Origin of the sequence: Streptomyces sp. NPDC058291, assembly GCF_042880855.1 — a bacterium.
Lineage (GTDB): Bacteria > Actinomycetota > Actinomycetes > Streptomycetales > Streptomycetaceae > Streptomyces.
In genome coordinates, this window is the sequence record NZ_JBHVYK010000102.1 from 1 (window position 1) to 26,909 (window position 26,909).

The following is a 26,909-nucleotide window of genomic DNA, read 5'->3' on the forward strand; positions in this document are numbered from 1 at the left end:
GTCCCAGGCCGTCCGGACGGCCTGGGACGACTCGACTCAAGGCGTCCCGGGTCGGTCGCCTGTACGCAGCCCGGCAGGGCCCAAGGGGGTCCGAGACGCCCGAGCCGGTCGGAGACGGCCCAAAGTCTCTCCGAGACGGCCCGAGACGGGCGGGCGCGTGAAGCGGGCGGGGTGAGCGGTCAGCGGGAGGCGGCCAGCGCGGCCGCCTCCTCCGCGCAGCCCCAGGCCACGGTCACCCCGGCTCCGCCGTGCCCGTAGTGATGGACGACCGCGCGTCCGCCGGGCAGCGCCCGCCGCTCCAGGCGTACGGCCGGCCGGGCCGGACGCAGGCCCACCCGGTGTTCCAGGATCCGCGCCCCCGCCACCTCGGGCCGCAGGGCGGCGCACCGCCGCACGATCGCCTCCGCCTGAGCGGGGTCCGGTTCCAGGGAGCGGACGCCGTCCTCGGCCGTGCCGCCCAGCAGCAGCCGTCCGGGCTGCGGGAAGAGGTAGGTCAGCTCCCCGTCCTCGGTGGTGGACACCAGCCAGGTGCGCACCCCGGGGTTCTCCACCACGACCAGCTGCCCGCGCACCGGCCGCACCGAGGGGTCCGCGGCCAGGTCACCGGCGTCCAGGCCGGCGCAGTTCACCACGACCGGCGCGTCCACCTCCGCCAGATCCGACACGGTGCGCTCCTCGACCGTGCCGCCCGCCCGCAGCAGCCGCGCCCGCAGCCACGGCAGATGAGCCGCCATGTCGATCAGCGGCAGCCGCGCCCACACCGCGCTGCGGGCCGGGTGCTCCCGGGCGGTGGCCGGGCGCAGACCGGGCAGCCGGCCCGCCGCCCAGCTCTCGACGCCGGCCAGGCTCGTCTCGCCCATGGCCCCCTCGACCAGCCGCACCCCGGTCTCCCCGGGCCGCTCGGCCAGCTCCCGGTACACCTCCAGCGAACGCAGCGCCCAGGAGCGCGCCGACGCCATCGGCTCGATGTGGTAGGGCCACCACAAGGCGCCCGCGACGGCGGAAGTCGTCCGCTCCGCCGCGTCCCGGGTCCACACCCGCACCCGCAGACCGCGCTCGGCGAGGACGACGGCCGTCGCCAGCCCGATGATCCCGCTCCCGACGACGACGATCCCGTCGCTTCCCTGAGTGTCCACACGTGGACGGTAGCCGACCGGCGGTCCACGGCGGCCTGCGGTGACAGGACCGACCCGGGCGACCGGGACGGCGCACGCCCATTAAGCTCTTACGTCTGATGACTGCCACCCTCGTCGCCAAGAACCTCGCCGCCGGGCACGGCGACCGCTCCCTCTTCTCCGGGCTCGACCTCGTGGTCGCCCCCGGGGACGTGATCGGGCTGGTCGGAGCCAACGGCGCGGGCAAGTCCACTCTGCTGAAGCTGCTCGCCGGGCTCACCGCGCCCGAGCAGGGCGAGCTGCGGCTCTCCCCGCCGACCGCGACCGTCGGCCATCTGCCCCAGGAGCCCGAACGCCGGCCCGGCGAGAGCGTGCGGGAGTTCCTCGCCCGCCGCACCGGCGTCGCCGAGGCCCAGCGCACGATGGACGAGGCCACCCAGGCCCTGGTCGACGGGGCGCCCGGCGCGGACGACGCCTACGCGACGAGTCTGGAGCGCTGGCTCGACCTCGGCGGCGCCGACCTCGACGAGCGCGCCGCGGAAGTCGCCGACTCGCTCGGGCTCGGCGTGGACCTGGACCAGCCGATGACCTCCCTGTCCGGCGGTCAGGCCGCCCGCGCGGGCCTCGCCTCCCTCCTGTTGTCCCGCTACGACGTCTTCCTGCTCGACGAGCCGACCAACGACCTCGACCTGGACGGACTGGAGCGCCTCGAACGCTTCGTGACCGGCCTGCGCGCCGGCACCGTCGTCGTCAGCCACGACCGCGAGTTCCTCACCCGCACGGTCACCAAGGTCCTCGAACTCGACCTCGCCCAGCAGCAGATCAACCTCTACGGCGGCGGCTACGACGCCTACCTGGAGGAACGGGACGTGGCCCGCCGGCACGCCCGCGAGGACTACGAGGAGTACGCCGACAAGAAGACCGCCCTGCAGGAGCGCGCGCAGACCCAGCGCTCCTGGATGGACAAGGGCGTCAAGAACGCACGCCGCAAGGCGGCCGCCGACAACGACAAGATCGGCCGGAAGTTCCGCAGCGAGGCCAGCGAGAAGCAGGCCGCGAAGGCCCGCCAGACGCAGCGCATGATCGAGCGCCTGGACGTCGTCGACGAGCCGCGCAAGGAGTGGGAGCTGCGCATGGAGATCGCGGCCGCCCCGCGCTCCGGCGCCGTCGTGGCCACGCTGCGCGACGCCGAGGTGCGGCGCGGCGACTTCCGTCTCGGACCGGTGACGCTGCAGATCGACTGGGCCGACCGGGTCGCGGTGACCGGCGCGAACGGTGCGGGCAAGTCGACCCTGCTCGGCGCGCTCCTCGGGCGGATCCCGCTGGACGCCGGACACGCGGCCGTGGGCTCGGGCGTCCTGGTGGGCGAGGTCGACCAGGCCCGGCAGCTCTTCCACGGCTCCGAGTCCCTGCTGGACGCGTTCCGCGCGGCCGTGCCCGACACCGAACCGGCCGAGGTGCGCACCCTGCTGGCCAAGTTCGGCCTGAAGTCGGAGCACGTCATGCGGCCGGCGGTCACGCTGTCGCCCGGTGAGCGCACCCGCGCCGCGCTCGCGCTGCTGCAGGGCCGGGGCGTCAACCTCCTCGTCCTCGACGAGCCGACGAACCACCTCGACCTGCCGGCCATCGAACAGCTGGAGTCCGCCCTCGACGCCTACGAGGGCACGCTGCTGCTGGTCACCCACGACCGGCGCATGCTGGACGCCGTCCGCGTCACGCGCCGGATCGAGGTCGCGGACGGCAAACCGACGGAGCGCTAGCCGCCGGCGGCGAGGGGAGCTCAGGCGGGGTTCAGCCGCGTGGCCAGTTGCGGGTAGTCGAGGACGTAGCCGTCCGCGTCGAAGACCACGTCGCTGCGAAAGCTCCCCGAGGCGTACCGGACCACCGCGCCGCCGCCCGCGTGCGCGCCGAGACGCGTGTACGTCTGCCAGGACGGCCGCACGGTCAGCGCCGGCACCGACACCCACGCCATCAGCAACCGGCGCTCGCCCGGCCGCCGGTGCAGCCCGTGCCGCAGCACCGGCATGGTGTTGGTGAGCGGGCACAGGCCGAGATCGCAGTCGAGGGCCTCCTCGAGAGCGGGGAGGCGTTCCCCGTCGGCCGTCCAGCCGCCGTGCCCGTCGTGGCGCAGGTCGAGGGAGCGGGTGCGCTCCGCCGTCTCGACGCTGACCCGCAGCCGGCGGGTGACGAACCCGTCGGCGGTGTCGAGTTCGTAGGACACCCAGTACGGCTGCGGCGTCGTGCCGACCGCCCGGCCGCGGGCCCGCAGCGCGCCGTCGCCCGCCTCGGTCCAGGCGGTCTCGTAACCGCCGCTCGCCGACACGCTCCAGCTGAGGACCCGCGAAGCACCCATGCGGCCACTGTACGAGGGGTCCGGGCCCCGGCGCGTTCGCCAGGGGGCCCGGACCGCCTCACCTGCTCAGCCGCGGCCCTTCTTCGGGTCGAGCAGGCCCGCCTTGCGCAGGGCGTCGGCCATCGCGCTGTTCGCCGACGGCGCCGCCTGCCGCGAGCCGCCCCCGCGCTGCTGCCCGCCGCCCTGCTGCTGTCGCTGACGCTGCTGCGGCGGGCGGCCTCCGCCGCCGCCCCGCTGCTGCCGTCCGCCGCCGGAGGGCCGGCCCTGGTCGCCCGGCGCGGCCGCCTCGTCGTCCAGCCGCAGGGTGAGGGAGATCCGCTTGCGCGGGATGTCCACGTCGAGGACCTTCACCTTGACGATGTCGCCGGGCTTGACGACCTCACGCGGGTCCTTGACGAACGTCTTGGACAGCGCGGAGACGTGCGCCAGGCCGTCCTGGTGGACGCCGACGTCGATGAACGCCCCGAAGGCCGCCACGTTCGTGACGACGCCCTCCAGGACCATCCCGGGGGCCAGGTCGGAGATCTTCTCCACGCCCTCCTTGAAGACAGCCGTCTTGAACGCGGGCCGCGGGTCGCGCCCGGGCTTCTCCAGCTCCCTGAGGATGTCGGTGACGGTCGGCAGACCGAACGTCTCGTCGACGAAGTCCGTCGGCCGCAGCGAGCGCAGCACCGCCGTGTTGCCCACCAGCGAGGCCACCTCCTGGCCGGAGGTCTTCACCATGCGCCGCACCACCGGGTAGGCCTCCGGGTGCACGCTGGAGGCGTCCAGCGGGTCGGAGCCGCCGCGGATCCGCAGGAAGCCCGCGCACTGCTCGTAGGCCTTGGGACCGAGCCGCGGCACCTTCTTCAGCTCCGTACGGGACCGGAACGGCCCGTTGGCGTCCCGGTGCGCCACGATGTTCTCCGCCAGCCCGGAGCTGATGCCGGAGACCCGGGCGAGCAGCGGCGCGGACGCCGTGTTGACGTCTACGCCCACGCCGTTCACGCAGTCCTCCACCACCGCGTCCAGCGAACGCGACAGCTTCACCTCGGACAGGTCGTGCTGGTACTGGCCGACGCCGATCGACTTCGGGTCGATCTTCACGAGCTCGGCGAGCGGGTCCTGCAGCCGACGGGCGATCGAGACGGCTCCGCGCAGCGAGACGTCCATGTCCGGCAGTTCCTGCGAGGCGAACGCGGAGGCCGAATACACGGAGGCGCCGGCCTCGGACACCATCACCTTGGTGAGCTGCAGCTCCGGGTGCCTGGTGATGAGCTCGCCGGCGAGCTTGTCGGTCTCGCGGGACGCGGTGCCGTTGCCGATGGCGACCAGGTCGACCGCGTGCTCCCGGGCGAGCCGCGCGAGCTTGGCGATCGCCTCGTCCCATCTGTTCGCCGGCACGTGCGGGTGGATCACGTCCGTGGCGACGACCTTGCCGGTCGCGTCCACGACGGCGACCTTCACACCGGTGCGGAATCCCGGGTCCAGACCCAGCGTCGCGCGCGTGCCGGCCGGGGCGGCGAGCAGCAGGTCGCGCAGGTTGGCGGCGAAGACGTTCACGGCCTCGTCCTCGGCGGCCGTCCGCAGCCTCAGCCGCAGGTCGATGCCCAGGTGCACGAGGATGCGGGTGCGCCAGGCCCAGCGGACCGTGTCGGTCAGCCACTTGTCGCCCGGGCGGCCGCGGTCGGCGATGCCGAACCGGGCGGCGACGATGCCCTCGTACGAGGAGGGGCCGGGCTGCTCGGAGGGCTCCTCCGGCTCCAGGACGAGGTCGAGGACGTCCTCCTTCTCACCGCGCAGCATCGCCAGGATCCGGTGCGAGGGCAGCGCGGTGAACGGTTCGGCGAAGTCGAAGTAGTCGGCGAACTTCGCGCCCGCCTCCTCCTTGCCGTCGCGCACCTTCGCGGCGAGCCGGCCGCGCCCCCACATGCGCTCGCGCAGCTCGCCGATCAGGTCGGCGTCCTCCGAGAAGCGCTCGGTCAGGATCGCCCGCGCGCCGTCCAGCGCCGCCTGCGGATCGGCGACGCCCTTGCCGGCGTCCACGAAGGCGGCGGCCGCCGCGAGCGGATCGACCGAAGGATCGCCGAGCAGCCCCTGCGCGAGCGGTTCGAGGCCCGCCTCCCGCGCGATCTGCGCCTTGGTACGCCGCTTGGGCTTGTACGGCAGGTAGACGTCCTCCAGGCGCGCCTTGGTCTCGGCGCCCCGGATCTGCGCCTCCAGCGCGTCGGTGAGCTTGCCCTGCTCGCGCACCGACTCCAGGATCGCCGTCCGCCGCTCCTCCAGCTCCCGCAGATAACGCAGCCGCTCCTCGAGCGTGCGCAGCTGCGCGTCGTCGAGCATCTCGGTCGCTTCCTTGCGGTAGCGCGCGATGAAGGGCACCGTCGAGCCGCCGTCGAGCAGCTCCACGGCGGCCCTGACCTGCCGTTCCCGTACGCCGAGTTCTTCGGCGATCCTGCCTTCGATGGATCCTGCTTCGATGGACCCGGGTGTCGTCACGATCCCGTACCGCCTTCTCCACTGAGGTTGCGCGGCAATTGTGGCAGGTGGCGCCGACACCCGGGGCCCAGGGCGCGGCCGTCGGGCCGAGGTCCGGTCACGCGGCGGTCGTCCGTCGGCGCGTTCGGCTCACTTCGACGCGGACCAGGCGAAGCGCGGCTCCCTGCGCTCCAGGAACGCGGCGACGCCCTCCGCCGTGTCGCCGTTGCCGCGGGCCTGCGCGCTCCAGTGGGCGTCGCGGTCGGTGCGTCCGTCGGCGAACTCCTTGGCGGCGGCCTGCGTCAGCTGGGAGCGGGAGACCAGCAGGCGGGTGAACTGCGCGACCCGGTCGTCGAGTTCGTCGGCGGGCAGCACCTCGTCGATCAGGCCGGTGCGCAGCGCCCGCTCGGTTCCGATCAACTCGCCGGAGAACAGCAGGTACTTGGCGGTGGCCGGGCCCACCAGGGAGACCAGCCGCCGGGTGGCGGAGGAGGGGTAGACGATGCCGAGCTTCGCCGGCGTCACCCCGAACAGCGCGCCCTCCTCGGCGAACCGCAGGTCGCACGCGGCGGCGAGCTGGGCGCCGCCGCCCACGCAGTGCCCCCGCACCGCCGCCAGCGTCGGCTTCGGGAACGCCGCCAGGGCGTCCTCGGCGCGCACCGCCAGCGCCTGCGCCTCGTCCGGCGACCCCTGGAGCGTGGAGATGTCGGCTCCGGCGCAGAAGGTGCCGCCCGCGCCGGTCAGCACCAGCGCGCGCACCCCGGGATCGGCGGCCAGGGCGTTCAGCAATGGGGGCAGCGCCGCCCACATCGCGGCCGTCATGGCGTTGCGTTTCGCGGGATGGTGCAGGACGACGGTGGCGACCTGGTCGGTGACGCCGTGCAGCAGTTCGGGCTCCATGCCCGGATGCTAACCACCCGGCTCCCCGCACGATCACGGCGGCCCACGGCGGTCCACGTGAGGCGGTCGGGCTGCGGCGGTCGACCCGCGGCGGCCGGCGGCGGCAAAGGGATCAAAAGGGAGGAGCGGGGCCCCGAACCCGTACAACCCGAAGAGTGCGCGAAGACGGCGCAGACACGACAGAAACGGTCCTGCGCTCGACGACGTCCTTCTCATGGGGTCGGAAACGCTCATTAACCGCTGACTTCTGTTCAGTCATGCGGAGGGGAGCGTCTCGTTCCCACACTCGACGTGTGGTGACAATCGAGCGCGAGGGCGGCGACCGGACAATGGACGATCACGGGCGCGGGCCCGACCCACGCCCAGCGGGCGGACCGGCCGCATCTTCCGAACCCCTTGAGGAGGCCGGACCGCGGCCGCTGCCCTACGAAGGCGCGTGGCGGTTCACCGCGGCCGCCGTGGACGCCTCGGTCCCGCAGGCGCGGCACGCGGTGCGCGACCTGCTGTACCGCCAGGGCGTGCCGATCCCGGACGACCTGGCCCAGGGGCTCCTGCTCATCGTCTCCGAGCTGGTGACCAACGCCGTCCGGCACGCGGCGGTGCTGTCGCCCACGCTCGCGGTGGAGATCGCCGTCGGCGCCGAGTGGGTGCGGGTCTCCGTCGAGGACGACCATCCGTACCGTCCGACCGCCCTGGAGGCCGACCACGGCCGCACGGGCGGCCGCGGACTGCTCCTGGTGCGGGAGATCACCCGGGAGGCGGGCGGGGCCTGCGACGTCGAGCACACGGCGAGCGGCGGCAAGGTGATCTGGGCCGCCCTGCCGCTCAAGCCCGCGCGGCTGCCCTGAACGTCACCAGCCGGCCGAGGGGCCCGTCAGCTCCCTGACGGCCGGCCGCGCCGCGTCCAGCACGGTCATGAACCAGGAGGAGAACGGGGCCTTCGCGTGCCGTTCGGCCAGCTCGGCGGCGGTCACATAGGCCGTGTCGCCGACCTCCTGCGCGTCCGGCCGCAGCGGCGCCTGCACCAGCCCCACGAACAGGTGGTTGTACTCCTGCTCCACCAGGCCCGAGTCCGGGTCGGGGTGGTTGTAGCGGACCGTGCCGGCCTCGGCGAGCAGCGACGGGGAGACGCCGAGCTCCTCGAACGTGCGCCGCGCCGCCGCCGCGAACGGCGCCTCGCCGGGGTAGGGGTGACCGCAGCAGGTGTTGGACCACACGCCGGGGGAGTGGTACTTGCCGAGCGCCCGCTGCTGCAGGAGCAGCCTGCCCCGTTCGTCGAAGAGGAACACCGAGAACGCGCGGTGCAGCTGCCCCGGCGGCTGATGGGCGGCCAGCTTCTCCGCGGTGCCGATCGTGACGCCGTTCTCGTCGACCAGCTCCAGCAAGATCGCGTCAGCGGTGCCGTTCGACGAGTTGTGTGTCGCGGTGGCAGGTGTGATCGGCATACCCATCCTTAAGCATCGGTCCTCGCGTCCCCAGTCTGCCGTACGCGTTCGGCACTCCCGGTACTTCGCGCGAATGCGCGCATGTCCCGCGCGCGGCGAGAGACCCGGTAGCTGATCTTGCCCTGCCCGGTGCGCGGGGAACCGCTCGGAACGTCTGTGCGGATACGCCGTCCGGGGAGCGCGCCCGCTCAGTGGCAGAGCCGCGCCTCGTGCTCCGCGTGGCCGCTGGGCTCCAGCTGGAAGGTGCAGTGCTCCACGTCGAAGTGGTCGCCGAGGCAGCCCTGGAGCTCGTGCAGCATCTTCTCGTGGCCGATCGCGTTCAGCGCGTCCGAGTCCACCACCACGTGCGCCGACAGCACCGGCATCCCCGAGGTGATGGTCCAGGCGTGCAGGTCGTGGACGTCCTGCACGCCGTCCAGGGCGAGGATGTGGGAGCGCACCTCCGCCATGTCGACGTCCTTGGGGGCCGACTCCAGCAGCACGTCGAGCGTCTCGCGCAGCAGTTTCACCGTCCGCGGCACGATCATCAGGCCGATGGCGAGCGAGGCGATCGGGTCCGCGGTCTGCCAGCCGGTGGTCAGGATCACCACGGCCGAGATGATCACCGCCACCGAGCCGAGCGCGTCGGCGGCCACCTCCAGGAACGCCCCGCGCACGTTGAGGCTCTCCGCCTGGCCGCGCATCAGCAGGGTGAGCGAGACCATGTTCGCGACCAGGCCGACCGCGCCGAACCAGATCATCAGGCCGCCCTCCGTGGCGGCCGGCGTGAGGAACCGCTGGACCGCCTCGTACAGGACGTAGCCGCCCACCCCGAGCAGCAGCAGACAGTTCGCCAGGGCGGCCAGGATCTCCGCGCGGGCCAGCCCGAAGGTGCGGTTGCCGCTCGGCGGGCGGTTGGCGAAGTGGATGGCGAGCAGCGCCATGCCCAGGCCCAGCGCGTCCGTCGCCATGTGCGCCGCGTCCGCGATCAGCGCGAGGGAGTCGGCGAGCAGCCCGCCGACGATCTCGACGACCATGACGCCGAGCGTGATCGACAGGGCGACCCGCAGCCTGCCGCGGTAGGCCGCGGCGGCCGTGCCGGTGGTCGGCGCGTGCGCGTGGGTGTGGCCGTGGTCGTGCCCAGCCCCCATGGAAGCCGCCCCTTCGTGATCGGTCGTGTCCCGCCCGGGTTGACAGTCAACTACGGGTGGGGGGTATCCGGCAACGCGGCATTGAACACCGTTGTCATGTGCCCTGACCTGCAGAAACGAAGCACAGGTCAGGGCGTCCTCGCTTCCCGTCTCAGGAGTGGTGCAGTTGCCAGCCCCGCCACGCGGAGTCGACCATCTCGCGCACGCCCCGCCGGGCCGTCCACCCCAGCTCCCGGGCCGCCAGCCCCGCCGAGGCCACCGCCCGCGGCGCGTCCCCGGGCCTGCGGCCCTCGACGACCGCCGGCCGGGTGTCGCCGGTGATCTCGCCGATGAGGGTCACCAGCTCGCGCACCGACACCCCCTCGCCCCGGCCGATGTTCACCGTGAGGTCGCCCGCCGCGTCCGGCGCGGACAGCCGCCGGGCCGCCGCGAGGTGGGCCTCCGCCAGATCGGCGACATGGATGTAGTCGCGGACGCAGGTGCCGTCCGGCGTGTCGTAGTCCGCGCCGAAGATCCGCGGGGCCTCGCCGCGGGTGAGCCGGTCGAAGACCATCGGGACGACGTTGAAGACGCCGGTGTCGGCCAGCTCGGGCGCCGTCGCCCCGGCCACGTTGAAGTAGCGCAGACACGTCGTCGCGATGCCGTGCGCCTGTCCGGCGGCCCGCACCAGCCACTCCCCGGCGAGCTTGGTCTCCCCGTACGGGTTCACCGGCGCGCACGGGGTGTCCTCCGTGATGAGGTCCACGTCCGGGTTGCCGTAGACCGCGGCGGAGGAGGAGAACAGGAACCGCCGGACCCCGGCCCCGGCGACCGCGTCGAGCAGGGCGGCCAGACCGCCGACGTTGTCCCGGTAGTAGCGGGTGGGCCGGGCCACGGACTCGCCGACCTGCTTGTGCGCGGCCAGGTGCACCACGCCCGTCACCCGGTGCTCGGCGAGGACCCGCTCGACCAGGGCGACGTCGAGCGCCGAGCCCTGCACGAGCGACACGTCCGCCCCGAGCCGGGCGGCGGAGCCCGTGGAGAGATCGTCCAGGACGACGACGCGCTCGCCGGCCCCGGTCATGGACCGTGCCACGTGCGCCCCTATGTATCCGGCTCCGCCGGTGATCAGCCACGTCATGTCTGGAACCCTATGCCGACGGGCGGGGACCTCCGCGCGGTGGGCGATGTCCCGGATGTCCGCTCTGTGGGGCACGGTTTGTCGGCCGGGCCGCCGATCGCACATGATGATCTCGGCAAAGGCCGGTTCAAGTCGGGCTCGGGCCGAGCGCGGACCGGGCTCGGGCCGGACCGTCGCGACCGGGGCCGATCGGGCCCGAACGGGCGGTGAACACGGCCCTCTCGGCATCCGATAGCCTCTGCCGACATGCCGCCCGCCTGGCGCGGCCACCGGTGAGGCAGCCGGTGCGGCCAAGGGGCGCCCCCATTCTGTGTTCATGACCGGCGTGCACGCGCCGGACCCAGGGAGTGAGTTCGGTTGTCGACCGCCATCCTCACCGGCTCGCCGGTCCCCGGATCGTCGATCGAGGGCGATCTGCGGTCCCTCGGCTTCGATGTCCGGACCGCCTCCGACGCCGGTGACGCCGAGACCCTCCTCGCCGCCGTACCCGGCGACGAGCGCGTCGCCGTCGTGGACGCCCGCTTCGTGGGCCACGCGCACGCGCTGCGCCTCGGCCTCACCGACCCCCGTTTCGCGCTCGCCGCGATCCCGGGCGCGGTGACCGCGCAGCCGGCCGGACGCCAGGCCCTGACCCGGGCGATGGCCCGCGAGAACTCCGCCTCCGGCCCCGCTCCGGGCGGCGCCCCCACGCGAGCGAAGTCGGCCGTGGGAGACGTCGACAGCCTCGACAGCCTCGCCGAGCGCATCGTCGCCTCCCTGGACGCCGACGGCGCCGACGTGCACCGCCCCGAACTGGGCAGCCTGGTCGCCGTGGTCCCCGCCGACCCGCAGGCACGCAACGAGGCACGGCAGGCCGTCGCCGCCGTGGACGACGAGGCCGTCCGCCTGAAGTCGGCCGTCAAGGCCCGCGACGGCTTCTTCACCACCCACTTCATCAGCCCGTACTCGCGCTACCTCGCCCGCTGGTGCGCCCGCCGCGGCCTCACCCCGAACCAGGTCACCACCGCCTCGCTGATCACCGCGCTGATCGCGGCGGCCTGCGCGGCCACGGGCACCCGGGTCGGGTTCGTCGCGGCCGGCGTCCTGCTGATCGCCTCCTTCGTGCTGGACTGCACCGACGGCCAGCTGGCCCGCTACTCCCTGCAGTACTCCACGCTCGGCGCCTGGCTCGACGCCACCTTCGACCGGGCCAAGGAGTACGCCTACTACGCCGGCCTCGCGCTCGGCGCGGCCCGCGGCGGCGACGACGTGTGGGCGCTCGCGCTGGGCGCGATGATCCTGCAGACCTGCCGGCACGTCGTGGACTTCTCCTTCAACGAGGCCAACCACGACGCCACCGCCAACACCAGCCCCACCGCCGCCCTCTCCGACAAGCTCGACAGCGTCGGCTGGACGGTCTGGGTGCGGCGGATGATAGTGCTGCCCATCGGTGAACGATGGGCCATGATCGCCGTGCTGACCGCGGTGACGACTCCGCGCATCACCTTCTACGCGCTGCTGATCGGCTGCGCCTTCGCCGCGACGTACACCACGGCCGGGCGGGTGCTGCGCTCGCTGACCCCGGGCGTTGAGCACCGGGGGAGCACCGACCGTGCGGCGCAGGCGCTGGCCGACCTCGCGGACACCGGACCGCTGGCCGAGCCGCTGATCCGCCTCGCGCCCGGCAAGCCCCGTCGGACGGCCCCCCTCTCCGCCGCCGCGGGCGCCGTGCTGATGGCGGTCGGCGCCTGGGTGTGGGGACCGAGCTGGTGGCTCGTCCTGGCGGCCCTGGTCTACGTGGCGCTGTCCGCCGAAGCGCTCTCGCACCCCCTCAAGGGTGCCCTGGACTGGCTGATCCCGCCGTTCTTCCGGGCCGGCGAATACTGCACGGTCCTCATCCTCGCGGCGCGGACCGGGGGCGGTGCGGCGCTCCCCGCGGCTTTCGGCCTGGTGGCCGCGGTCGCCTACCATCACTACGACACGGTGTACCGCATTCGCGGCAACGCCGGAGCGCCGCCGGCCTGGCTGGTGCGCGCCGTCGGGGGGCAGGAAGGGCGGACGCTGCTCGTGGCCGTGCTGGCCGCGCTGCTCACCGCTTCGCAGTTCGAGGTCGCGCTCACGGTGCTCGCCGTGGCCGTCGCCCTGGTGGTGCTCGTCGAGAGCATCCGCTTCTGGGTGTCCGCAGGGGCCCCCGCCGTACACGATGAAGGAGAACCCGCATGATCGGCCTCGTGCTGGCGGCCGGCGCCGGACGGCGTCTGCGCCCCTACACCGACAGCCTGCCCAAGGCGCTGGTGCCGGTGGGGCCGGCGGGCATAGAGGGCGAGCCCACGGTGCTGGACCTGACGCTCGGCAACTTCGCCGAGATCGGTCTGACCGAGGTCGCGGTCATCGTCGGCTACCGCAAGGAGGCCGTGTACGAACGCAAGGCGGCGCTGGAGGAGAAGTACGGCCTCAAGCTCACCCTCATCGACAACGACAAGGCCGAGGAGTGGAACAACGCCTACTCCCTGTGGTGCGGCCGTGACGCCCTCAAGGACGGCGTGATCCTCGCCAACGGCGACACCGTGCACCCCGTCTCCGTGGAGCGGACGCTGCTCGCCGCCCGCGGCGAGGGCAAGCGGATCATCCTCGCCCTGGACACCGTGAAGTCCCTGGCCGACGAGGAGATGAAGGTCGTCGTCGACCCCGAGAAGGGCATGACGAAGATCACCAAGCTGATGGACCCGGCCGAGGCCACCGGCGAGTACATCGGCGTCACCCTCATCGAGGGCGACGCCGCCCCCGAACTGGCCGACGCGCTCAAGGCCGTCTGGGAGACCGACCCGCAGCAGTTCTACGAGCACGGGTACCAGGAACTGGTGAACCGCGGTTTCCGCATCGACGTGGCGCCGATCGGCGACGTCAAGTGGGTCGAGATCGACAACCACGACGACCTCGCCCGTGGACGGGAGATCGCGTGCCAGTACTGACCCGGCTGATCCCCTCACCGGTCGTCGTCGACATTCGGCCGGGCGCCCTCGACGATCTGGTCGGGGTCCTCGCCGACGAGCGCATCTCGCACTCGGGCAAGCTCGCGATCGCCGTCAGCGGCGGTTCGGGCGCCCGGCTGCGCGAGCGCCTCACCCCGGCCCTGCCCGGCGCCACCTGGTACGAGGTGGGCGGCGGCACCCTCGACGACGCGGTCCAGCTGGCCGGCGACATAAAGGCCGGCCACTACGACGCCGTCGTGGGCCTCGGGGGCGGCAAGATCATCGACTGCGCGAAGTTCGCCGCGGCACGGGTCGGCCTGCCGTTGGTCGCCGTGCCGACCAACCTCGCGCACGACGGACTGTGCTCGCCGGTAGCCACCCTGGACAACGACGCGGGGCGCGGCTCCTACGGCGTCCCGAACCCCATCGCGGTCGTGATCGACCTGGACGTCATCCGCGAGGCCCCCGTGCGGTACGTGCGGGCCGGGATCGGCGACGCGGTGTCGAACATCTCCGCCATCGCCGACTGGGAGCTGGCCAACCGGATCAAGGGCGAGAAGATCGACGGCCTCGCCGCCGCGATCGCCCGCCAGGCGGGCGAGGCCGTGCTCAGGCACCCCGGGGACATCCGGGACACCGGCTTCCTCCAGGTGCTGGCGGAGGCGCTGGTGCTCAGCGGCATCGCCATGTCGGTGTCGGGCGACTCCCGCCCCTCCTCGGGCGCCTGCCACGAGATCAACCACGCCTTCGACCTGCTCTTCCCCAAGCGGGCGGCCGCCCACGGCGAGCAGTGCGGACTCGGCGCGGCCTTCGCGATGTACCTGCGCGGAGCCCACGAGGAGTCGGCCTACATGGCGCAGGTGCTGCGCCGGCACGGCCTGCCGGTCCTGCCCGAGGAGATCGGCTTCACGGTGGACGAGTTCGTCCGGGTCGTGGAGTTCGCCCCCGAGACCCGGCCCGGCCGTTTCACGATCCTCGAACACCTCGACCTCAAGACCGAACAGATCAAGGACGTCTACGCCGACTATGTCAAGGCCATCGGTAGCTGAACTCAGGCCGGTCGTCCACCCTCCGGGGGTGAAGGACCGGCGCAGCGGTGAGCACTGGATGGGACGCCTCTACATGCGCGAGGTGTCCCTGCGGGTGGACCGCTACCTGGTGAACACCAGGGTCACGCCCAACCAGCTCACGTACCTGATGACCGTCTTCGGGGTGCTCGCGGCCCCGGCGCTGCTGGTGCCGGGGATCACGGGCGCCGTGCTCGGCGTGGTGTGCGTCCAGATGTACCTGCTGCTGGACTGCGTCGACGGCGAGATCGCGCGCTGGAAGAAGCAGTACTCGCTCGGCGGGGTCTACCTGGACCGGGTCGGCGCCTACCTCACCGACGCGGCCGTGCTCGTCGGCTTCGGTCTGCGCGCGGCCGACCCGTGGGGCAGCGGGCGGATCGACTGGCTGTGGGCGTTCCTCGGCACTCTGGCCGCGCTGGGCGCCATCCTCATCAAGGCCGAGACCGACCTGGTCGGCGTCGCCCGGCACCAGGGCGGGCTGCCGCCGGTCAAGGAGGCGGCCTCCGAGCCGCGCTCCTCGGGCATGGCGCTGGCCCGCCGGGCAGCCTCGGCGCTGAAGTTCCACCGTCTGATCCTCGGCATCGAGGCGTCCCTGCTGATCCTGGCGCTGGCCGTCCTCGACCAGGCGCGCGACGACCTGTTCTTCTCCCGGCTCGGCGTCGCCGTGCTGGCCGGCATCGCGCTGCTGCAGACCGTCCTGCACCTGGTGTCCATCCTCGTGTCGAGCAGGCTGAAGTGAGCGCGCTCAAGGTCGGCGCGGTCGTCATCACCATGGGCGACCGCCCCGACGAGCTGCGCGCCCTGCTCGACTCGATAGCGAAGCAGGACGGCGACCGCGTCGAGGTGGTGGTGGTCGGCAACGGCTCGCCCGTCCCGGCCGTCCCCGAGGGCGTGCGCACCCTGGAGCTGCCCGAGAACCTCGGCATCCCCGGCGGCCGCAACGTGGGCATCGAGGCCTTCGGCCCCAGCGGCCGTGACGTCGACGTCCTGCTCTTCCTGGACGACGACGGGCTCCTCGCCCGTCATGACACGGCCGAGCTGTGCCGCCGGGCCTTCGACGCCGATCCGCAGCTGGGCATCGTCAGCTTCCGGATCGCCGACCCGGACACCGGCGTCACCCAGCGCCGGCACGTGCCCCGGCTGCGCGCCTCCGACCCGATGCGCTCCTCCCGGGTCACCACCTTCCTCGGCGGCGCCAACGCCGTGCGGACGAAGGTCTTCGCGGAAGTCGGCGCGCTCCCGGAGGCGTTCTTCTACGCCCACGAGGAGACCGACCTGGCCTGGCGGGCCCTCGACGCGGGCTGGATGATCGACTACCGGTCCGACATGGTGCTGTCCCACCCCACGACGGCGCCGTCGCGGCACGCCGTCTACCACCGCATGGTGGCCCGCAACCGCGTCTGGCTGGCCCGGCGCAACCTTCCCGCCCCCCTGGTCCCGGTCTATCTCGGGGTCTGGCTGCTGCTCACCCTGGCCCGCCGCCCCTCGGGGGCCGCGCTCAAGGCGTGGTTCGGCGGCTTCCGGGAAGGATGGACCACTGCGTGCGGCCCCCGCAGGCCCATGAAGTGGCGTACCGTTTGGCGGCTGACCCGGCTGGGCCGGCCACCGGTCATCTGACAAGCTCGTCCCCGAGGGCGCTCCGGGCCCCCCGGCTCCCGCAGGCCCGCAAGGCTGCGCATCCCGAAGACGAAAGTTTGCTACTGGTGAGTGAGACAACGCATGACGTCGGAGTCGCCGTGAACGCGCTTCCGTCGCCCGACGAGGGCCTCACGGCGGCGCAGCTGGCCGCCAAGTACGGACTGGCCGTGAGCGGCGCCCGGCCGCCGCTGCGGGAGTACGTCCGCCAGCTCTGGGGACGCCGGCACTTCATCCTGGCGTTCTCCCGGGCGAAGCTGGCCGCGCAGTACAGCCAGGCCAAGCTCGGTCAGCTGTGGCAGGTGGCGACACCGCTGCTGAACGCGGCCGTGTACTTCATGATCTTCGGTCTGCTCCTCGGGGCCGGCCGGGGCATGCCCAAGGACGTCTACATCCCCTTCCTGGTCACGGGCGTCTTCGTGTTCACCTTCACGCAGACCTCGGTGATGAGCGGCGTGCGCGCGATCTCCGGGAACATCGGACTGGTCCGCGCCCTGCACTTCCCGCGCGCCTCCCTGCCGATCTCGTTCGCCCTCCAGCAGCTCCAGCAGCTGCTGTACTCGATGCTCGTGCTGTTCCTCGTGGTGATCGGCATGGGCAGTTACCCCGACCTGTCCTGGGCGCTGATCGTCCCGGTGCTCGCCCTGCAGTTCTGCTTCAACACCGGCCTGGCGCTGATCTTCGCCCGGGCCGGGGCCAGGACCCCGGACCTGGCGCAGCTGATGCCGTTCGTCATGCGGACGTGGATGTACGCGTCCGGCGTGATGTTCTCCATCCCGGTCTTCCTCGCGGACAAGCCGCAGTGGGCGGCCAACGTCCTGCAGTGGAACCCGGCCGCCATCTACATGGACCTGATGCGCTTCGCACTCATCGAGGGGTACGGCGCCGAGAACCTCCCCGACCACGTCTGGGCGGTCGCGGGCGGCTGGGCGGCGCTGATCGCCGTCGGCGGCTTCGTGTACTTCTGGAAGGCGGAGGAGAGGTACGGCCGTGGTTGAGCCGCTCTCGGCGCAGCGCGCGGACGCGCGTGTGCCGACCGTCATCGCCGACGAGGTCCACATCGTCTACCGCGTCAACGGCGCCAAGGCCGCCCGGGGCGGCGCCACCGCCGCCCTGAGCCGGATGGTCGGGCGGGGCTCCGACGACGCGCAGCGCGGCGTGCGCACGGTGCACGCGGTACGGGGCGTCTCCTTCGTCGCCCATCGTGGCGAGGCCATCGGCCTCATCGGCTCCAACGGCTCGGGCAAGTCCACGCTGCTGCGCGCCATCGCCGGTCTGCTGCCGCCCGAGCGCGGCAAGGTCTACACGGACGGCCAGCCCTCGCTGCTCGGCGTCAACGCGGCCCTGATGAACGACCTCACCGGCGAGCGCAACGTGACGCTCGGCGGCCTGGCCATGGGCATGTCCCGGGAGCAGATCAAGGAGCGTTACCAGGAGATCGTCGACTTCTCCGGCATCAACGAGAAGGGTGACTTCATCACCCTGCCCATGCGCACCTACTCCTCCGGAATGCAGGCCCGGTTGCGGTTCTCCATCGCCGCTGCCAAGGACCACGACGTCCTGATGATCGACGAGGCCCTCGCCACCGGCGACGCCAAGTTCCGCAAGCGGTCCGAGGCGCGGGTGCGGGAGTTGCGCGAGCACGCCGGCACGGTGTTCCTGGTCAGCCACAGCAACCAGTCGATCCGCGACACCTGCGACCGGGTGCTGTGGCTGGAACGAGGCGAACTGCGCCTGGACGGCCCGACCGAAGAGGTCCTCAAGGCGTACGAGAAGTTCACCGGCAAATAGGGCGCTTGGGCCGCCCCGCCGGAACTGCCCGGCGGGACCGCGCGTCTGCAAAGGAAGCGTCAACTCGGGTTCCGCTGAGGAATCTTGACGCCAATCGGTGTGTTGTTGTGATCTGCGGGACACCCCCGCGATCCTCACCGCGTTGTACAACGTAAGCTGGACCGGTCCCGAAACGCGGCAAGTGGGGCGATAATGCGCAGCGCCCCTGGCTGGGGCGGCCGCGCGGACCGTCGGGCGGCGTGTCCGAAATAGTGCGTATTGGGTCAGCAGTGTAGAACGGGAGATGTGACGGCAATGGCTACGGAAACTCCCCAGCTCGACGCAGGCCGCGCCGTCCCGGCCCCGGGCGGACCACGGTGACGGCGTCCGCCGCGCCCCACACCGGCGACCCCGAGCGGCCCACCCTCGACAAGGCGGCGCACGAGAACTTCCCCGTCGCTCCCTTCTTCCTCCCGCGGGCCTGGCGCGAGGACCTCATGGCCGTGTACGGCTACGCCCGGCTCGTCGACGACATCGGCGACGGCGACCTGGCCCCGGGGGGCGCCGACGCCCGCCTGCTCGGCGTGCCGGCCGCCGAGGCCGGGGACCGCCTGGTGCTGCTGGACGCCTTCGAGGCCGACCTGCGGCGTGTGTTCGACGGATCCGACGGACCGCCCCGCCACCCCCTGCTGCGCCGCCTGCAGCCGACCGTGCGCCGCCGCTCGCTCACCCCCGAGCCCTTCCTCGGTCTGATCGCGGCCAACCGCCAGGACCAGCTCGTCGCCCGCTACGAGACGTACGACGACCTCCTCGCCTACTGCGCGCTGTCCGCCAACCCCGTCGGCCGTCTCGTCCTCGCCGTCACCGGCGCGGCGACCCCCGAGCGGATCCGCCGGTCGGACGCGATCTGCACGGCGCTGCAGATCGTCGAACACCTGCAGGACGTGGCCGAGGACCTCGGGCGCGACCGCGTCTACCTGCCCGCCGCGGACATGAAGCGTTTCCACGTCCAGGAGGCGGACCTCGCCGCGCGGACCTCGGGCGCCTCGGTGCGCGCGCTGGTCGCGTACGAAGCGCGACGCGCCCGCGATCTCCTGAATGAAGGCGCCCCCCTGGTGGGTAGCGTCCACGGCAGGCTGAGACTGCTGCTCGCGGGGTTCGTGGCGGGGGGAAGGGCGGCGATCCGAGCGATCGCCGCCGCCGAATACGACGTACTTCCCGGCCCGCCCAAGCCCGGCAAGCTCCGGTTGCTGCGCGAGGTGGGCCTGACTCTGCGAGGAGAGGGGTGATCCGGACCGTGGAGTCTTCTCCGCACGCGTCCGCACCGGTACTCGCCGCCTACAGCTACTGCGAGACCGTCACCGGACAGCAGGCCCGGAACTTCGCGTACGGCATCAGGCTGCTGCCCACGCCGAAGCGCCGCGCGATGTCCGCCCTGTACGCGTTCTCGCGCCGCGTCGACGACATCGGCGACGGCGCGCTGGACGTCGACGTCAAGACCGCCAGGCTGGAGGACACCCGGACGCTGCTGACCCGGGTGCGGGCAGGCGAGGTCGACGAGGACGACACCGATCCCGTCGCCGTCGCCCTCGCGCACACGGCCCGGGTCTTCCCGGTCCCGCTGGGCGGCCTGGACGAGCTGATCGACGGCGTCCTGATGGACGTGCGCGGCGAGACCTACGAGACCTGGGACGACCTGAAGACGTACTGCCGCTGTGTGGCGGGCGCCATCGGGCGGCTCTCGCTCGGCGTGTTCGGCACCGAGCCGGGGGCGCGCGGCGCCGAGCGCGCGCCGGAGTACGCGGACACGCTGGGGCTCGCCCTCCAGCTGACCAACATCCTGCGGGACGTCCGCGAGGACGCGGCGGGCGGCCGCACCTATCTGCCCGCCGACGACCTCGCCAAGTTCGGCTGCTCGGCCGGGTTCGACGGGCCGAAGCCGCCGGAGGGCTCCGACTTCGTCGGTCTCGTGCACTTCGAGGTGCGCCGGGCCCGCACCCTCTTCGCCGAGGGCTACCGCCTGCTCCCGCTGCTCGACCGGCGCAGCGGCGCCTGCGTCGCCGCCATGGCCGGCATCTACCGGCGTCTCCTCGACCGCATCGAGCGCGACCCCGAGGCCGTGCTGCGCGGCCGCGTCTCCCTGCCCGGCCGGGAGAAGGCCTACGTAGCCGTACGCGGGCTGTCCGGCCTGGACGCCCGGTACGTGTCGCGGCAGACCGTCAGGAGGCACCCCTGATGGACGCGGCGGGCGACGGGACGGGCCAGGACGACACCGCCGGGGAAAAGCGGCGCGCAACCCTCCGGTGCGGCGCGGCGTCCCTGGCTGCGACGGAGTCCGGTGCAGAGTTCAAGCACCATGGCCGGCCCGCACGGGAGGGTGCACGATGAACGACGAGCAGCCGGCGGACGCCGGGGAAGCGCCCGCCTCCCCGGGGCGTACCGCCGTCGTCGTCGGGGGCGGGCTCGCGGGTGTCACCGCCGCGCTCGCGCTCGCCGACGCGGGCGTGCGCGTCACCCTGCTCGAAGGCCGGCCCCGGCTCGGCGGCCTGGCCTTCTCCTTCCGCCGCGGCGAGTTGACCGTCGACAACGGGCAGCACGTGTATCTGCGCTGCTGCACCGCCTACCGCTGGTTCCTCGACCGCATCGGGGGCAGCGCGCTGGCGCCGCTGCAGGAACGTCTCGACGTGCCCGTCGTCGACGTCGCCAGGCCCGAGGGACGGCGGCTCGGCAGACTGCGGCGCGACGCGCTGCCCGTGCCCCTGCATCTGGGGCGCAGCCTCGCCGCGTATCCGCATCTCTCGCTCGCCGATCGCCTGAGAGTGGGCCGGGCCGCGCTCGCCCTGCGACGACTCGACCTCGCCGATCCGGCCCTGGACGCGCAGGACTTCGGCAGCTGGCTGACCGCGCACGGTCAGTCGGCGCGCGCCGTCGAGGCGCTGTGGGACCTCGTCGGCGTCGCCACTCTCAACGCGGTCGCGGGCGACTGTTCCCTCGGGCTCGCCGCGATGGTGTTCAAGACCGGCCTGCTGTCCGACCCGGGCGCCGCCGACATCGGCTGGGCGCACGTCCCGCTGGGCGAACTGCACGACCGGCTCGCCCGCAGGGCGCTCGACTCCGCGGGCGTGCGCACCCAGGTCCGGGCACGGGCCACCTCCGTGTCCCCTGACGGGAACGGGACGTGGAGCGTCCGGGTTCCCGGCGAGAGACTCCACGCGGACACGGTCGTCCTCGCCGTCCCCCAGCGCGAGGCGTACGACCTGCTGCCCGAAGGGGCGCTGGCCGACGCCGGACGGCTGCTGGAGATCGGCGCCGCGCCGATCCTCAACGTGCACGTCGTCTACGACCGCCAGGTGCTCGACGCACCCTTCCTCGCGGCACTCGGCACCCCGGTGCAGTGGGTCTTCGACCGCACCCACGCCTCCGGGCTGAGGACCGGTCAGTACCTCGCCCTGTCCCAGTCCGCCGCGCACGACGAGATCGACGCGCCGGTCGCCGCCCTGCGCGAGCGCTACCTGCCCGAACTGCGCAGGCTGCTGCCGGGCGCGCGCCGCGCCGAGGTGCGCGACTTCTTCGTGACCCGGGAGCGCACGGCGACGTTCGCCCCCACCCCCGGCGTCGGGCGCCTGCGGCCCGGCGCCCGCACCGAAGCCCCCGGCCTGTACCTGGCCGGAGCGTGGACCGCCACCGGGTGGCCCGCGACCATGGAGAGTGCGGTCCGCAGCGGCGTGAACGCGGCGGACGCCGCGCTGAGCGCCCTCGGCCGGCCCCGACCCCGCCGCGTCTTCGAGTCCGAGGAGGCGGCCTACTGCATCGTTCCGGGGGACACCCCCCGGACCTCCGGCCGAGAGCCGGAGGGAACCGGCGTTCCACTGCGAGGTGGCGCCCGGTGAGGTTCGATCAGCACGGCTCGGCACACCCCCGCACCCCCTCCGGTACCGCGACAAGAGGAGAAAATGTGCCCACTGTGCCCCCGGCCTCACCGGCCGCTCGGAGGACCGCGGTGGACGTGACCGCGCTCCTGGAGCGCGGCCGCACCCTGGCCACACCGGTGCTGCGGGCGGCCGTCGACCGACTCGCCCCGCCCATGGACACGGTCGCCGCCTACCACTTCGGCTGGATCGACGCCCAGGGCAACCCCACCGACGGCGACGGCGGCAAGGCCGTGCGCCCGGCACTGGCCGTGCTCTCCGCCGAGGTCGCGGGGGCCGCCCCCGAGGCCGGCGTCCCCGGCGCGGTCGCCGTGGAACTGGTCCACAACTTCTCGCTCCTGCACGACGACCTGATGGACGGCGACGAGCAGCGCCGCCACCGCGACACCGTCTGGAAGGTGCACGGCCCCGCCCAGGCCATCCTGGTCGGCGACGCGCTGTTCGCCCTCGCCAACGAGATCCTCCTCGAACTCGGCACGGTCGAGGCCGGTCGCGCCACCCGCCGGCTGACCACGGCCACCCGCGCCCTCATCGACGGCCAGGCCCAGGACATCTCCTACGAGCACCGCGACCGCGTCAGCGTCGAGGAGTGCCTGGAGATGGAGGGCAACAAGACCGGAGCGCTGCTGGCCTGCGCCTCCTCCATCGGCGCGGTGCTCGGCGGCGCGGACGACCGCACCGCCGACACGCTGGAGAGGTACGGCTACCACCTCGGCCTGGCCTTCCAGGCCGTCGACGACCTCCTCGGCATCTGGGGCGACCCGGAGGCCACCGGCAAGCAGACCTGGAGCGACCTGCGCCAGCGCAAGAAGTCGCTGCCCGTGGTGGCCGCCCTCGCGGCGGGCGGCCCCGCCTCCGAGCGGCTCGGCGAGATGCTCGCCGCCGACGCCAAGAGCAACGACTTCGAGAACTTCTCCGAGGAGGAGTTCGCGGCCCGCGCCGCCCTGATCGAGGAGGCGGGCGGCCGGGACTGGACCGCCGGAGAGGCGCGCCGTCAGCACGCCGTCGCCATCGAGGCGCTGGACGCCGTCGACATGCCCGAACAGGTGCGGGACCGGTTCACGGCGCTCGCGGATTTCGTCGTCGTACGAAAGAGATGATCACTATCGGTCGAATAGCCCTCGCGTAGTCGCCGGCCGGTGTGCGAGGTAGGACACCGGCCGACGGCGGACCCACAGCAGACGCAACGACATGCACACTGCACGAAGGGGAAGCCATGACAGCGACGACCGACGGAAGCACCGGGGCCCTGCCGCCCCGCGCTGCCGCGGCCAGCGAAACCCACATCACCGTTCCCGTGGCGGCCGGGGTACAAGAAGCCGCCGCACGTGCCATGCGGCGCGCCACCGACTTCCTGCTCGCCCGGCAGGACGCCGAGGGCTGGTGGAAGGGCGACCTCGAGACGAACGTCACCATGGACGCCGAGGACCTGCTGCTCCGCCAGTTCCTGGGCATCCGCGACGAGGCGACGACCCGGGCCGCCGCCCTCTTCGTGCGCGGCGAACAGCGTGAGGACGGCACCTGGGCCACCTTCTACGGCGGCCCGCCCGACCTGTCCGCCACCGTCGAGGCGTACGTCGCGCTGCGCCTGGCCGGCGACGCCCCCGGCGCCCCGCACATGGCCCGGGCCTCCGCCTGGGTCCGCGACCAGGGAGGCATCGCCGCCGCCCGGGTCTTCACCCGCATCTGGCTGGCCCTGTTCGGCTGGTGGAAATGGGAGGACCTGCCCGAACTCCCGCCCGAGCTCTTGTTCTTCCCTAAATGGTTCCCGCTGAGCATCTACAACTTCGGCTGCTGGGCCCGGCAGACCATCGTGCCCCTGACCGTCGTCTCGGCGAAGCGCCCGGTGCGTCCGGCGCCGTTCCCGCTGGACGAACTGCACACCGACCCCGCGAACCCCAACCCTCCCAAGGCCCTTGCTCCCGTCACCAGTTGGGACGGACTCTTCCAGCGGCTCGACAAGGTGGTGCGCGGCTACCGCTCGGTGGCGGTGCGCAGACTGCGCAGGGCGGCCCTGAACTCGGCCGCCCGCTGGATCGTCGAGCGTCAGGAGAACGACGGCTGCTGGGGCGGGATCCAGCCGCCCGCCGTGTACTCCGTCATCGCCCTGCACCTGCTCGGCTACGACCTCGAACACCCGGTGATGCGGGCCGGGTTGGAGTCGCTCGACCAGTACACCGTGTGGCGTGAGGACGGCGCCCGGATGGTCGAGGCCTGTCAGTCGCCGGTGTGGGACACCTGTCTGGCCACCATCGCCCTCGCCGACGCCGGACTGCCGGCCGACCACCCGCAACTGGTCAAGGCCGCCGACTGGATGCTCGGCGAGCAGGTGGTGCGACCCGGCGACTGGTCGGTGCGCCGGCCGCAACTGCCGCCCGGCGGATGGGCGTTCGAGTTCCACAACGACAACTACCCTGACATCGACGACACCGCCGAGGTCGTCCTCGCACTGCGACGGGTCAGGCACCACGACCCCGAGCGCATGGACCGGGCCGTCGCGCGCGGAGTGCGCTGGAACCTCGGGATGCAGTCCCGCAACGGCGGGTGGGGCGCCTTCGACGTCGACAACACCAGCCCGTTCCCCAACCGGCTGCCGTTCTGCGACTTCGGCGAGGTCATCGACCCGCCGTCCGCCGACGTCACCGCGCACGTCGTCGAGATGCTGGCGATCGAGGGCCTCTCGCACGACCCGCGCACCCGGCGCGGCATCGAGTGGCTGCTCGCCGAACAGGAGCCGGACGGCTCCTGGTTCGGGCGCTGGGGCGTCAACTACCTCTACGGCACCGGCTCGGTGGTGCCCGCCCTCACCGCCGCGGGCCTGCCCGCCCGGCACCCGGCGATCCGGGCGGCGGTCGGCTGGCTGGAGCGGGTGCAGAACGACGACGGCGGCTGGGGCGAGGACCTGCGCTCCTACCAGGACCCCGCCCGTTGGAGCGCCCGGGGCGCCTCGACGGCCTCGCAGACGGCATGGGCGCTGATGGCCCTGCTGGCGGCGGGGGAGAAGGACTCCAAGGCCGTCGAACGGGGCGTCGCGTGGCTGGCGCAGACCCAGCAGGAGGACGGCTCCTGGGACGAGCCCCACTTCACCGGCACCGGCTTCCCCTGGGACTTCTCGATCAACTACCACCTCTACCGGCAGGTCTTCCCGCTGACCGCGCTCGGCCGCTACGTGCACGGCGAGCCGTTCAGCAAGAAGCCCGCCCCGCACGCGGCGTCCGCCGAGGCCGAGGGGGGCTGATGAGCACACAGCCCGTCCCGGCTCCGCTGCTGATCGCCTGCGCGCTCGGCATCGAGTACCTCGCCCTGCGCATGGGCGATCGCGGCGGAGCCGACGGGCCGGTCACCGTCCTGCGGACGGGCATGGGTCCCAGGGCGGCCGAGCGCTCCGTCAGCCGGGTCCTGGCCGACCCGGTGCTGGGCGGGGCGGCCGTGCTGGCCACGGGCTTCTGCGCCGGGCTCGCCCCCGGCATGCACCCCGGCGACCTGGTGGTCGCCGAGGAGACCCGCGACCCGCGCGGCCGCGTCCCCTGCGTCGGCACCGAACTGCTGGTCAAGGAGCTGGTGCGCATCCTGCCCGGGCGGACCGTCCACACCGGCCCGCTCACCGGCTCCGACCACGTGGTCCGCGGTCACGAGCGGGCGGACCTGTGCGCGACCGGCGCGATCGCCGTCGACATGGAGTCGGCGGCCACGCTGCTCTGCGCCGTCCGCTCCGAGCCGCGCCCGGTTGCGGCCGTCCGGGTGGTCGTGGACGCTCCAGAACATGAACTCGTCCGGATCGGCACGGTGCGCGGTGGAATATCGGCTTTCCGCGTTCTTCGCTCGGTCCTGCCTGCTTTTTTCGAATGGCACCGTAATGTTCTGCTCCCCCGGAGGTGAGCCACATGGCCATGCCGCTGCGCCAGTCCATCAAGGTCGCTACATACCTGGTTGAACAGAAGCTTCGCAAGCGGGACAAGTTCCCGCTCATCGTCGAGCTGGAACCGCTGTTCGCCTGCAACCTCAAGTGCGAGGGCTGCGGCAAGATCCAGCATCCGGCGGGAGTGCTCAAGCAGCGCATGCCCGTCGCCCAGGCCGTGGGCGCCGTGCTGGAGTCCGGCGCGCCCATGGTGTCCATCGCCGGCGGCGAGCCGCTGATGCACCCTCAGATCGACGAGATCGTCCGCCAGTTGGTGGCGAAGCGCAAGTACGTCTTCCTCTGCACCAACGCCATGCTGCTGCGCAAGAAGCTGGACAAGTTCACCCCCTCTCCCTACTTCGCCTTCGCCGTGCACATCGACGGTCTGCGCGAACGCCACGACGAGTCGGTGGCGAAGGAGGGCGTGTTCGACGAGGCCGTGGCGGCCATCAAGGAGGCCAAGCAGCGCGGTTTCCGGGTGACCACCAACTCGACCTTCTTCAACACCGACACCCCGCAGACCATCATCGAGGTGCTCAACTACCTCAACGACGAGCTCAAGGTCGACGAGATGATGATCTCGCCCGCGTACGCCTACGAGAAGGCTCCCGACCAGGAGCACTTCCTGGGCGTCGAGCAGACCCGCGAACTGTTCAAGAAGGCCTTCGCGGGCGGCAACCGGCGCCGCTGGCGGCTCAACCACTCCCCGCTCTTCCTGGACTTCCTGGAGGGCAAGGCCGACTTCCCGTGCACGGCCTGGGCGATCCCGAACTACTCGCTCTTCGGCTGGCAGCGGCCCTGCTACCTGATGAGCGACGGGTACGTGCCGACCTACCGCGAGCTGATCGAGGAGACCGACTGGGACAAGTACGGCCGGGGGAAGGACCCGCGCTGCGCCAACTGCATGGCGCACTGCGGCTACGAGCCCACCGCCGTCCTGGCCACCATGGGCTCGCTCAAGGAGTCCCTGCGGGCGCTGCGCGAGACCGTCAACGGAAACCGGGAGTGACGGCATGACCGCCGTGTCCCTCGGACTTCCCGAGATGCCGGTCCGGCCGGTGGCCGAGCGCCGCAAGAGCCGGCGGATCCAGGTCGGCTCCGTGGCGGTGGGCGGAGACGCGCCGGTGTCGGTGCAGTCG

The 26,909-nt window shown here is 72.6% G+C and carries 24 protein-coding genes and 1 pseudogene; 18 read left to right on the top strand and 7 right to left on the bottom strand.

The window, feature by feature from the left end; genetic code table 11:
- Positions 1-179: 179 nt before the first annotated feature.
- The gene (locus tag ACFVYK_RS33220) at positions 180-1,136 is read right to left on the bottom strand and encodes an FAD-dependent oxidoreductase (RefSeq protein ID WP_389780420.1); all 957 of its coding nucleotides are present in this window, start codon (positions 1,134-1,136) and stop codon (positions 180-182) included.
- 98 nt (positions 1,137-1,234) lie between these two features.
- Here ACFVYK_RS33220 and ACFVYK_RS33225 point away from each other — a divergent pair, with 98 nt between their 5' ends.
- Positions 1,235-2,875: an ABC-F family ATP-binding cassette domain-containing protein gene (locus tag ACFVYK_RS33225; protein ID WP_389780421.1), complete on the top strand. Its 1,641-nt coding sequence runs from the start codon at positions 1,235-1,237 to the stop codon at positions 2,873-2,875.
- Between the two features lie 20 nt (positions 2,876-2,895).
- Here ACFVYK_RS33225 and ACFVYK_RS33230 read toward each other — a convergent pair whose 3' ends face one another.
- The 3 genes from ACFVYK_RS33230 to ACFVYK_RS33240 form a co-directional block, all read right to left on the bottom strand.
- Entirely contained in the window at positions 2,896-3,468 is a 573-nt protein-coding gene (locus ACFVYK_RS33230) for a putative glycolipid-binding domain-containing protein (RefSeq protein WP_389780422.1), read from the bottom strand.
- A 66-nt stretch (positions 3,469-3,534) separates the two neighbouring features.
- On the bottom strand, positions 3,535-5,946 hold the full coding sequence (locus ACFVYK_RS33235; RefSeq protein ID WP_389780423.1) for a Tex family protein: 2,412 nt from the start codon (positions 5,944-5,946) through the stop codon (positions 3,535-3,537).
- Positions 5,947-6,075: 129 nt separating this feature from the next.
- Positions 6,076-6,825, bottom strand: coding sequence for an enoyl-CoA hydratase/isomerase family protein (locus tag ACFVYK_RS33240; RefSeq protein ID WP_389780424.1), 750 nt, complete (start codon positions 6,823-6,825; stop codon positions 6,076-6,078).
- Between the two features lie 329 nt (positions 6,826-7,154).
- Between ACFVYK_RS33240 and ACFVYK_RS33245 the strand changes: the two genes are divergently transcribed.
- Positions 7,155-7,673 carry an ATP-binding protein gene (locus tag ACFVYK_RS33245; RefSeq protein WP_389780453.1) on the top strand — a complete coding sequence of 173 codons (519 nt, stop codon included), beginning with the start codon at positions 7,155-7,157 and terminating at the stop codon, positions 7,671-7,673.
- 3 nt (positions 7,674-7,676) lie between these two features.
- Here ACFVYK_RS33245 and idi read toward each other — a convergent pair whose 3' ends face one another.
- From idi to galE, 3 genes are all read right to left on the bottom strand, one after another.
- Complete coding sequence (gene idi, locus ACFVYK_RS33250) at positions 7,677-8,270, bottom strand: isopentenyl-diphosphate Delta-isomerase (RefSeq protein ID WP_389780426.1); 594 nt, start codon at positions 8,268-8,270, stop codon at positions 7,677-7,679.
- Positions 8,271-8,458: 188 nt separating this feature from the next.
- Complete coding sequence (locus ACFVYK_RS33255) at positions 8,459-9,400, bottom strand: cation diffusion facilitator family transporter (protein WP_389780428.1); 942 nt, start codon at positions 9,398-9,400, stop codon at positions 8,459-8,461.
- A 151-nt stretch (positions 9,401-9,551) separates the two neighbouring features.
- The gene (gene galE / locus ACFVYK_RS33260) at positions 9,552-10,520 is read right to left on the bottom strand and encodes a UDP-glucose 4-epimerase GalE (RefSeq protein ID WP_389780429.1); all 969 of its coding nucleotides are present in this window, start codon (positions 10,518-10,520) and stop codon (positions 9,552-9,554) included.
- 357 nt (positions 10,521-10,877) lie between these two features.
- Here galE and ACFVYK_RS33265 point away from each other — a divergent pair, with 357 nt between their 5' ends.
- From ACFVYK_RS33265 to ACFVYK_RS33340, 16 genes and pseudogenes are all read left to right on the top strand, one after another.
- Positions 10,878-12,722, top strand: a complete 1,845-nt coding sequence (locus ACFVYK_RS33265) for a DUF5941 domain-containing protein (RefSeq protein WP_389780430.1) — start codon at positions 10,878-10,880, stop codon at positions 12,720-12,722.
- Positions 12,719-13,471 carry a sugar phosphate nucleotidyltransferase gene (locus ACFVYK_RS33270; RefSeq protein ID WP_389780432.1) on the top strand — a complete coding sequence of 251 codons (753 nt, stop codon included), beginning with the start codon at positions 12,719-12,721 and terminating at the stop codon, positions 13,469-13,471. The genes ACFVYK_RS33265 and ACFVYK_RS33270 overlap by 4 nt, the downstream gene beginning before the upstream one ends.
- Entirely contained in the window at positions 13,459-14,520 is a 1,062-nt protein-coding gene (locus ACFVYK_RS33275; protein ID WP_389780433.1) for an iron-containing alcohol dehydrogenase family protein, read from the top strand. Before ACFVYK_RS33270 ends, ACFVYK_RS33275 begins: the two co-directional genes overlap by 13 nt.
- Complete coding sequence (locus tag ACFVYK_RS33280; protein WP_389780434.1) at positions 14,498-15,277, top strand: CDP-alcohol phosphatidyltransferase family protein; 780 nt, start codon at positions 14,498-14,500, stop codon at positions 15,275-15,277. Before ACFVYK_RS33275 ends, ACFVYK_RS33280 begins: the two co-directional genes overlap by 23 nt.
- A gap of 32 nt (positions 15,278-15,309) precedes the next feature.
- Positions 15,310-16,155, top strand: coding sequence for a glycosyltransferase family 2 protein (locus ACFVYK_RS33285; protein ID WP_389780455.1), 846 nt, complete (start codon positions 15,310-15,312; stop codon positions 16,153-16,155).
- A gap of 86 nt (positions 16,156-16,241) precedes the next feature.
- Entirely contained in the window at positions 16,242-17,171 is a 930-nt protein-coding gene (locus ACFVYK_RS33290) for an ABC transporter permease (RefSeq protein WP_389780436.1), read from the top strand.
- Positions 17,164-17,964, top strand: a complete 801-nt coding sequence (locus ACFVYK_RS33295) for an ABC transporter ATP-binding protein (RefSeq protein ID WP_389780438.1) — start codon at positions 17,164-17,166, stop codon at positions 17,962-17,964. Before ACFVYK_RS33290 ends, ACFVYK_RS33295 begins: the two co-directional genes overlap by 8 nt.
- 356 nt (positions 17,965-18,320) lie before the next feature.
- Entirely contained in the window at positions 18,321-19,232 is a 912-nt protein-coding gene (hpnC, locus tag ACFVYK_RS33300) for a squalene synthase HpnC (protein ID WP_389780440.1), read from the top strand.
- Positions 19,229-20,179 carry a presqualene diphosphate synthase HpnD gene (gene hpnD, locus ACFVYK_RS33305; protein WP_389780441.1) on the top strand — a complete coding sequence of 317 codons (951 nt, stop codon included), beginning with the start codon at positions 19,229-19,231 and terminating at the stop codon, positions 20,177-20,179. Before hpnC ends, hpnD begins: the two co-directional genes overlap by 4 nt.
- Positions 20,179-20,331, top strand: coding sequence for a DUF6380 family protein (locus ACFVYK_RS33310; protein ID WP_389780443.1), 153 nt, complete (start codon positions 20,179-20,181; stop codon positions 20,329-20,331). Before hpnD ends, ACFVYK_RS33310 begins: the two co-directional genes overlap by 1 nt.
- Positions 20,328-21,833, top strand: coding sequence for a hydroxysqualene dehydroxylase HpnE (gene hpnE, locus ACFVYK_RS33315; protein WP_389780445.1), 1,506 nt, complete (start codon positions 20,328-20,330; stop codon positions 21,831-21,833). The genes ACFVYK_RS33310 and hpnE overlap by 4 nt, the downstream gene beginning before the upstream one ends.
- Positions 21,830-22,972 (top strand): polyprenyl synthetase family protein, encoded by a 1,143-nt coding sequence (locus ACFVYK_RS33320; protein ID WP_389780447.1) that lies wholly within the window; start codon positions 21,830-21,832, stop codon positions 22,970-22,972. Before hpnE ends, ACFVYK_RS33320 begins: the two co-directional genes overlap by 4 nt.
- Positions 22,973-23,088: 116 nt before the next feature.
- Entirely contained in the window at positions 23,089-25,110 is a 2,022-nt protein-coding gene (gene shc / locus ACFVYK_RS33325) for a squalene--hopene cyclase (protein WP_389780448.1), read from the top strand.
- A complete protein-coding gene (locus ACFVYK_RS33330; RefSeq protein ID WP_389780449.1) occupies positions 25,110-25,751 on the top strand; it encodes a 1-hydroxy-2-methyl-2-butenyl 4-diphosphate reductase in 642 nt (213 codons plus the stop codon). The genes shc and ACFVYK_RS33330 overlap by 1 nt, the downstream gene beginning before the upstream one ends.
- Before the next feature lie 5 nt (positions 25,752-25,756).
- A complete protein-coding gene (gene hpnH / locus ACFVYK_RS33335) occupies positions 25,757-26,779 on the top strand; it encodes an adenosyl-hopene transferase HpnH (RefSeq protein WP_389780451.1) in 1,023 nt (340 codons plus the stop codon).
- Between the two features lie 4 nt (positions 26,780-26,783).
- A pseudogene (locus ACFVYK_RS33340) lies at positions 26,784-26,909 on the top strand (4-hydroxy-3-methylbut-2-en-1-yl diphosphate synthase); the annotation flags it as partial.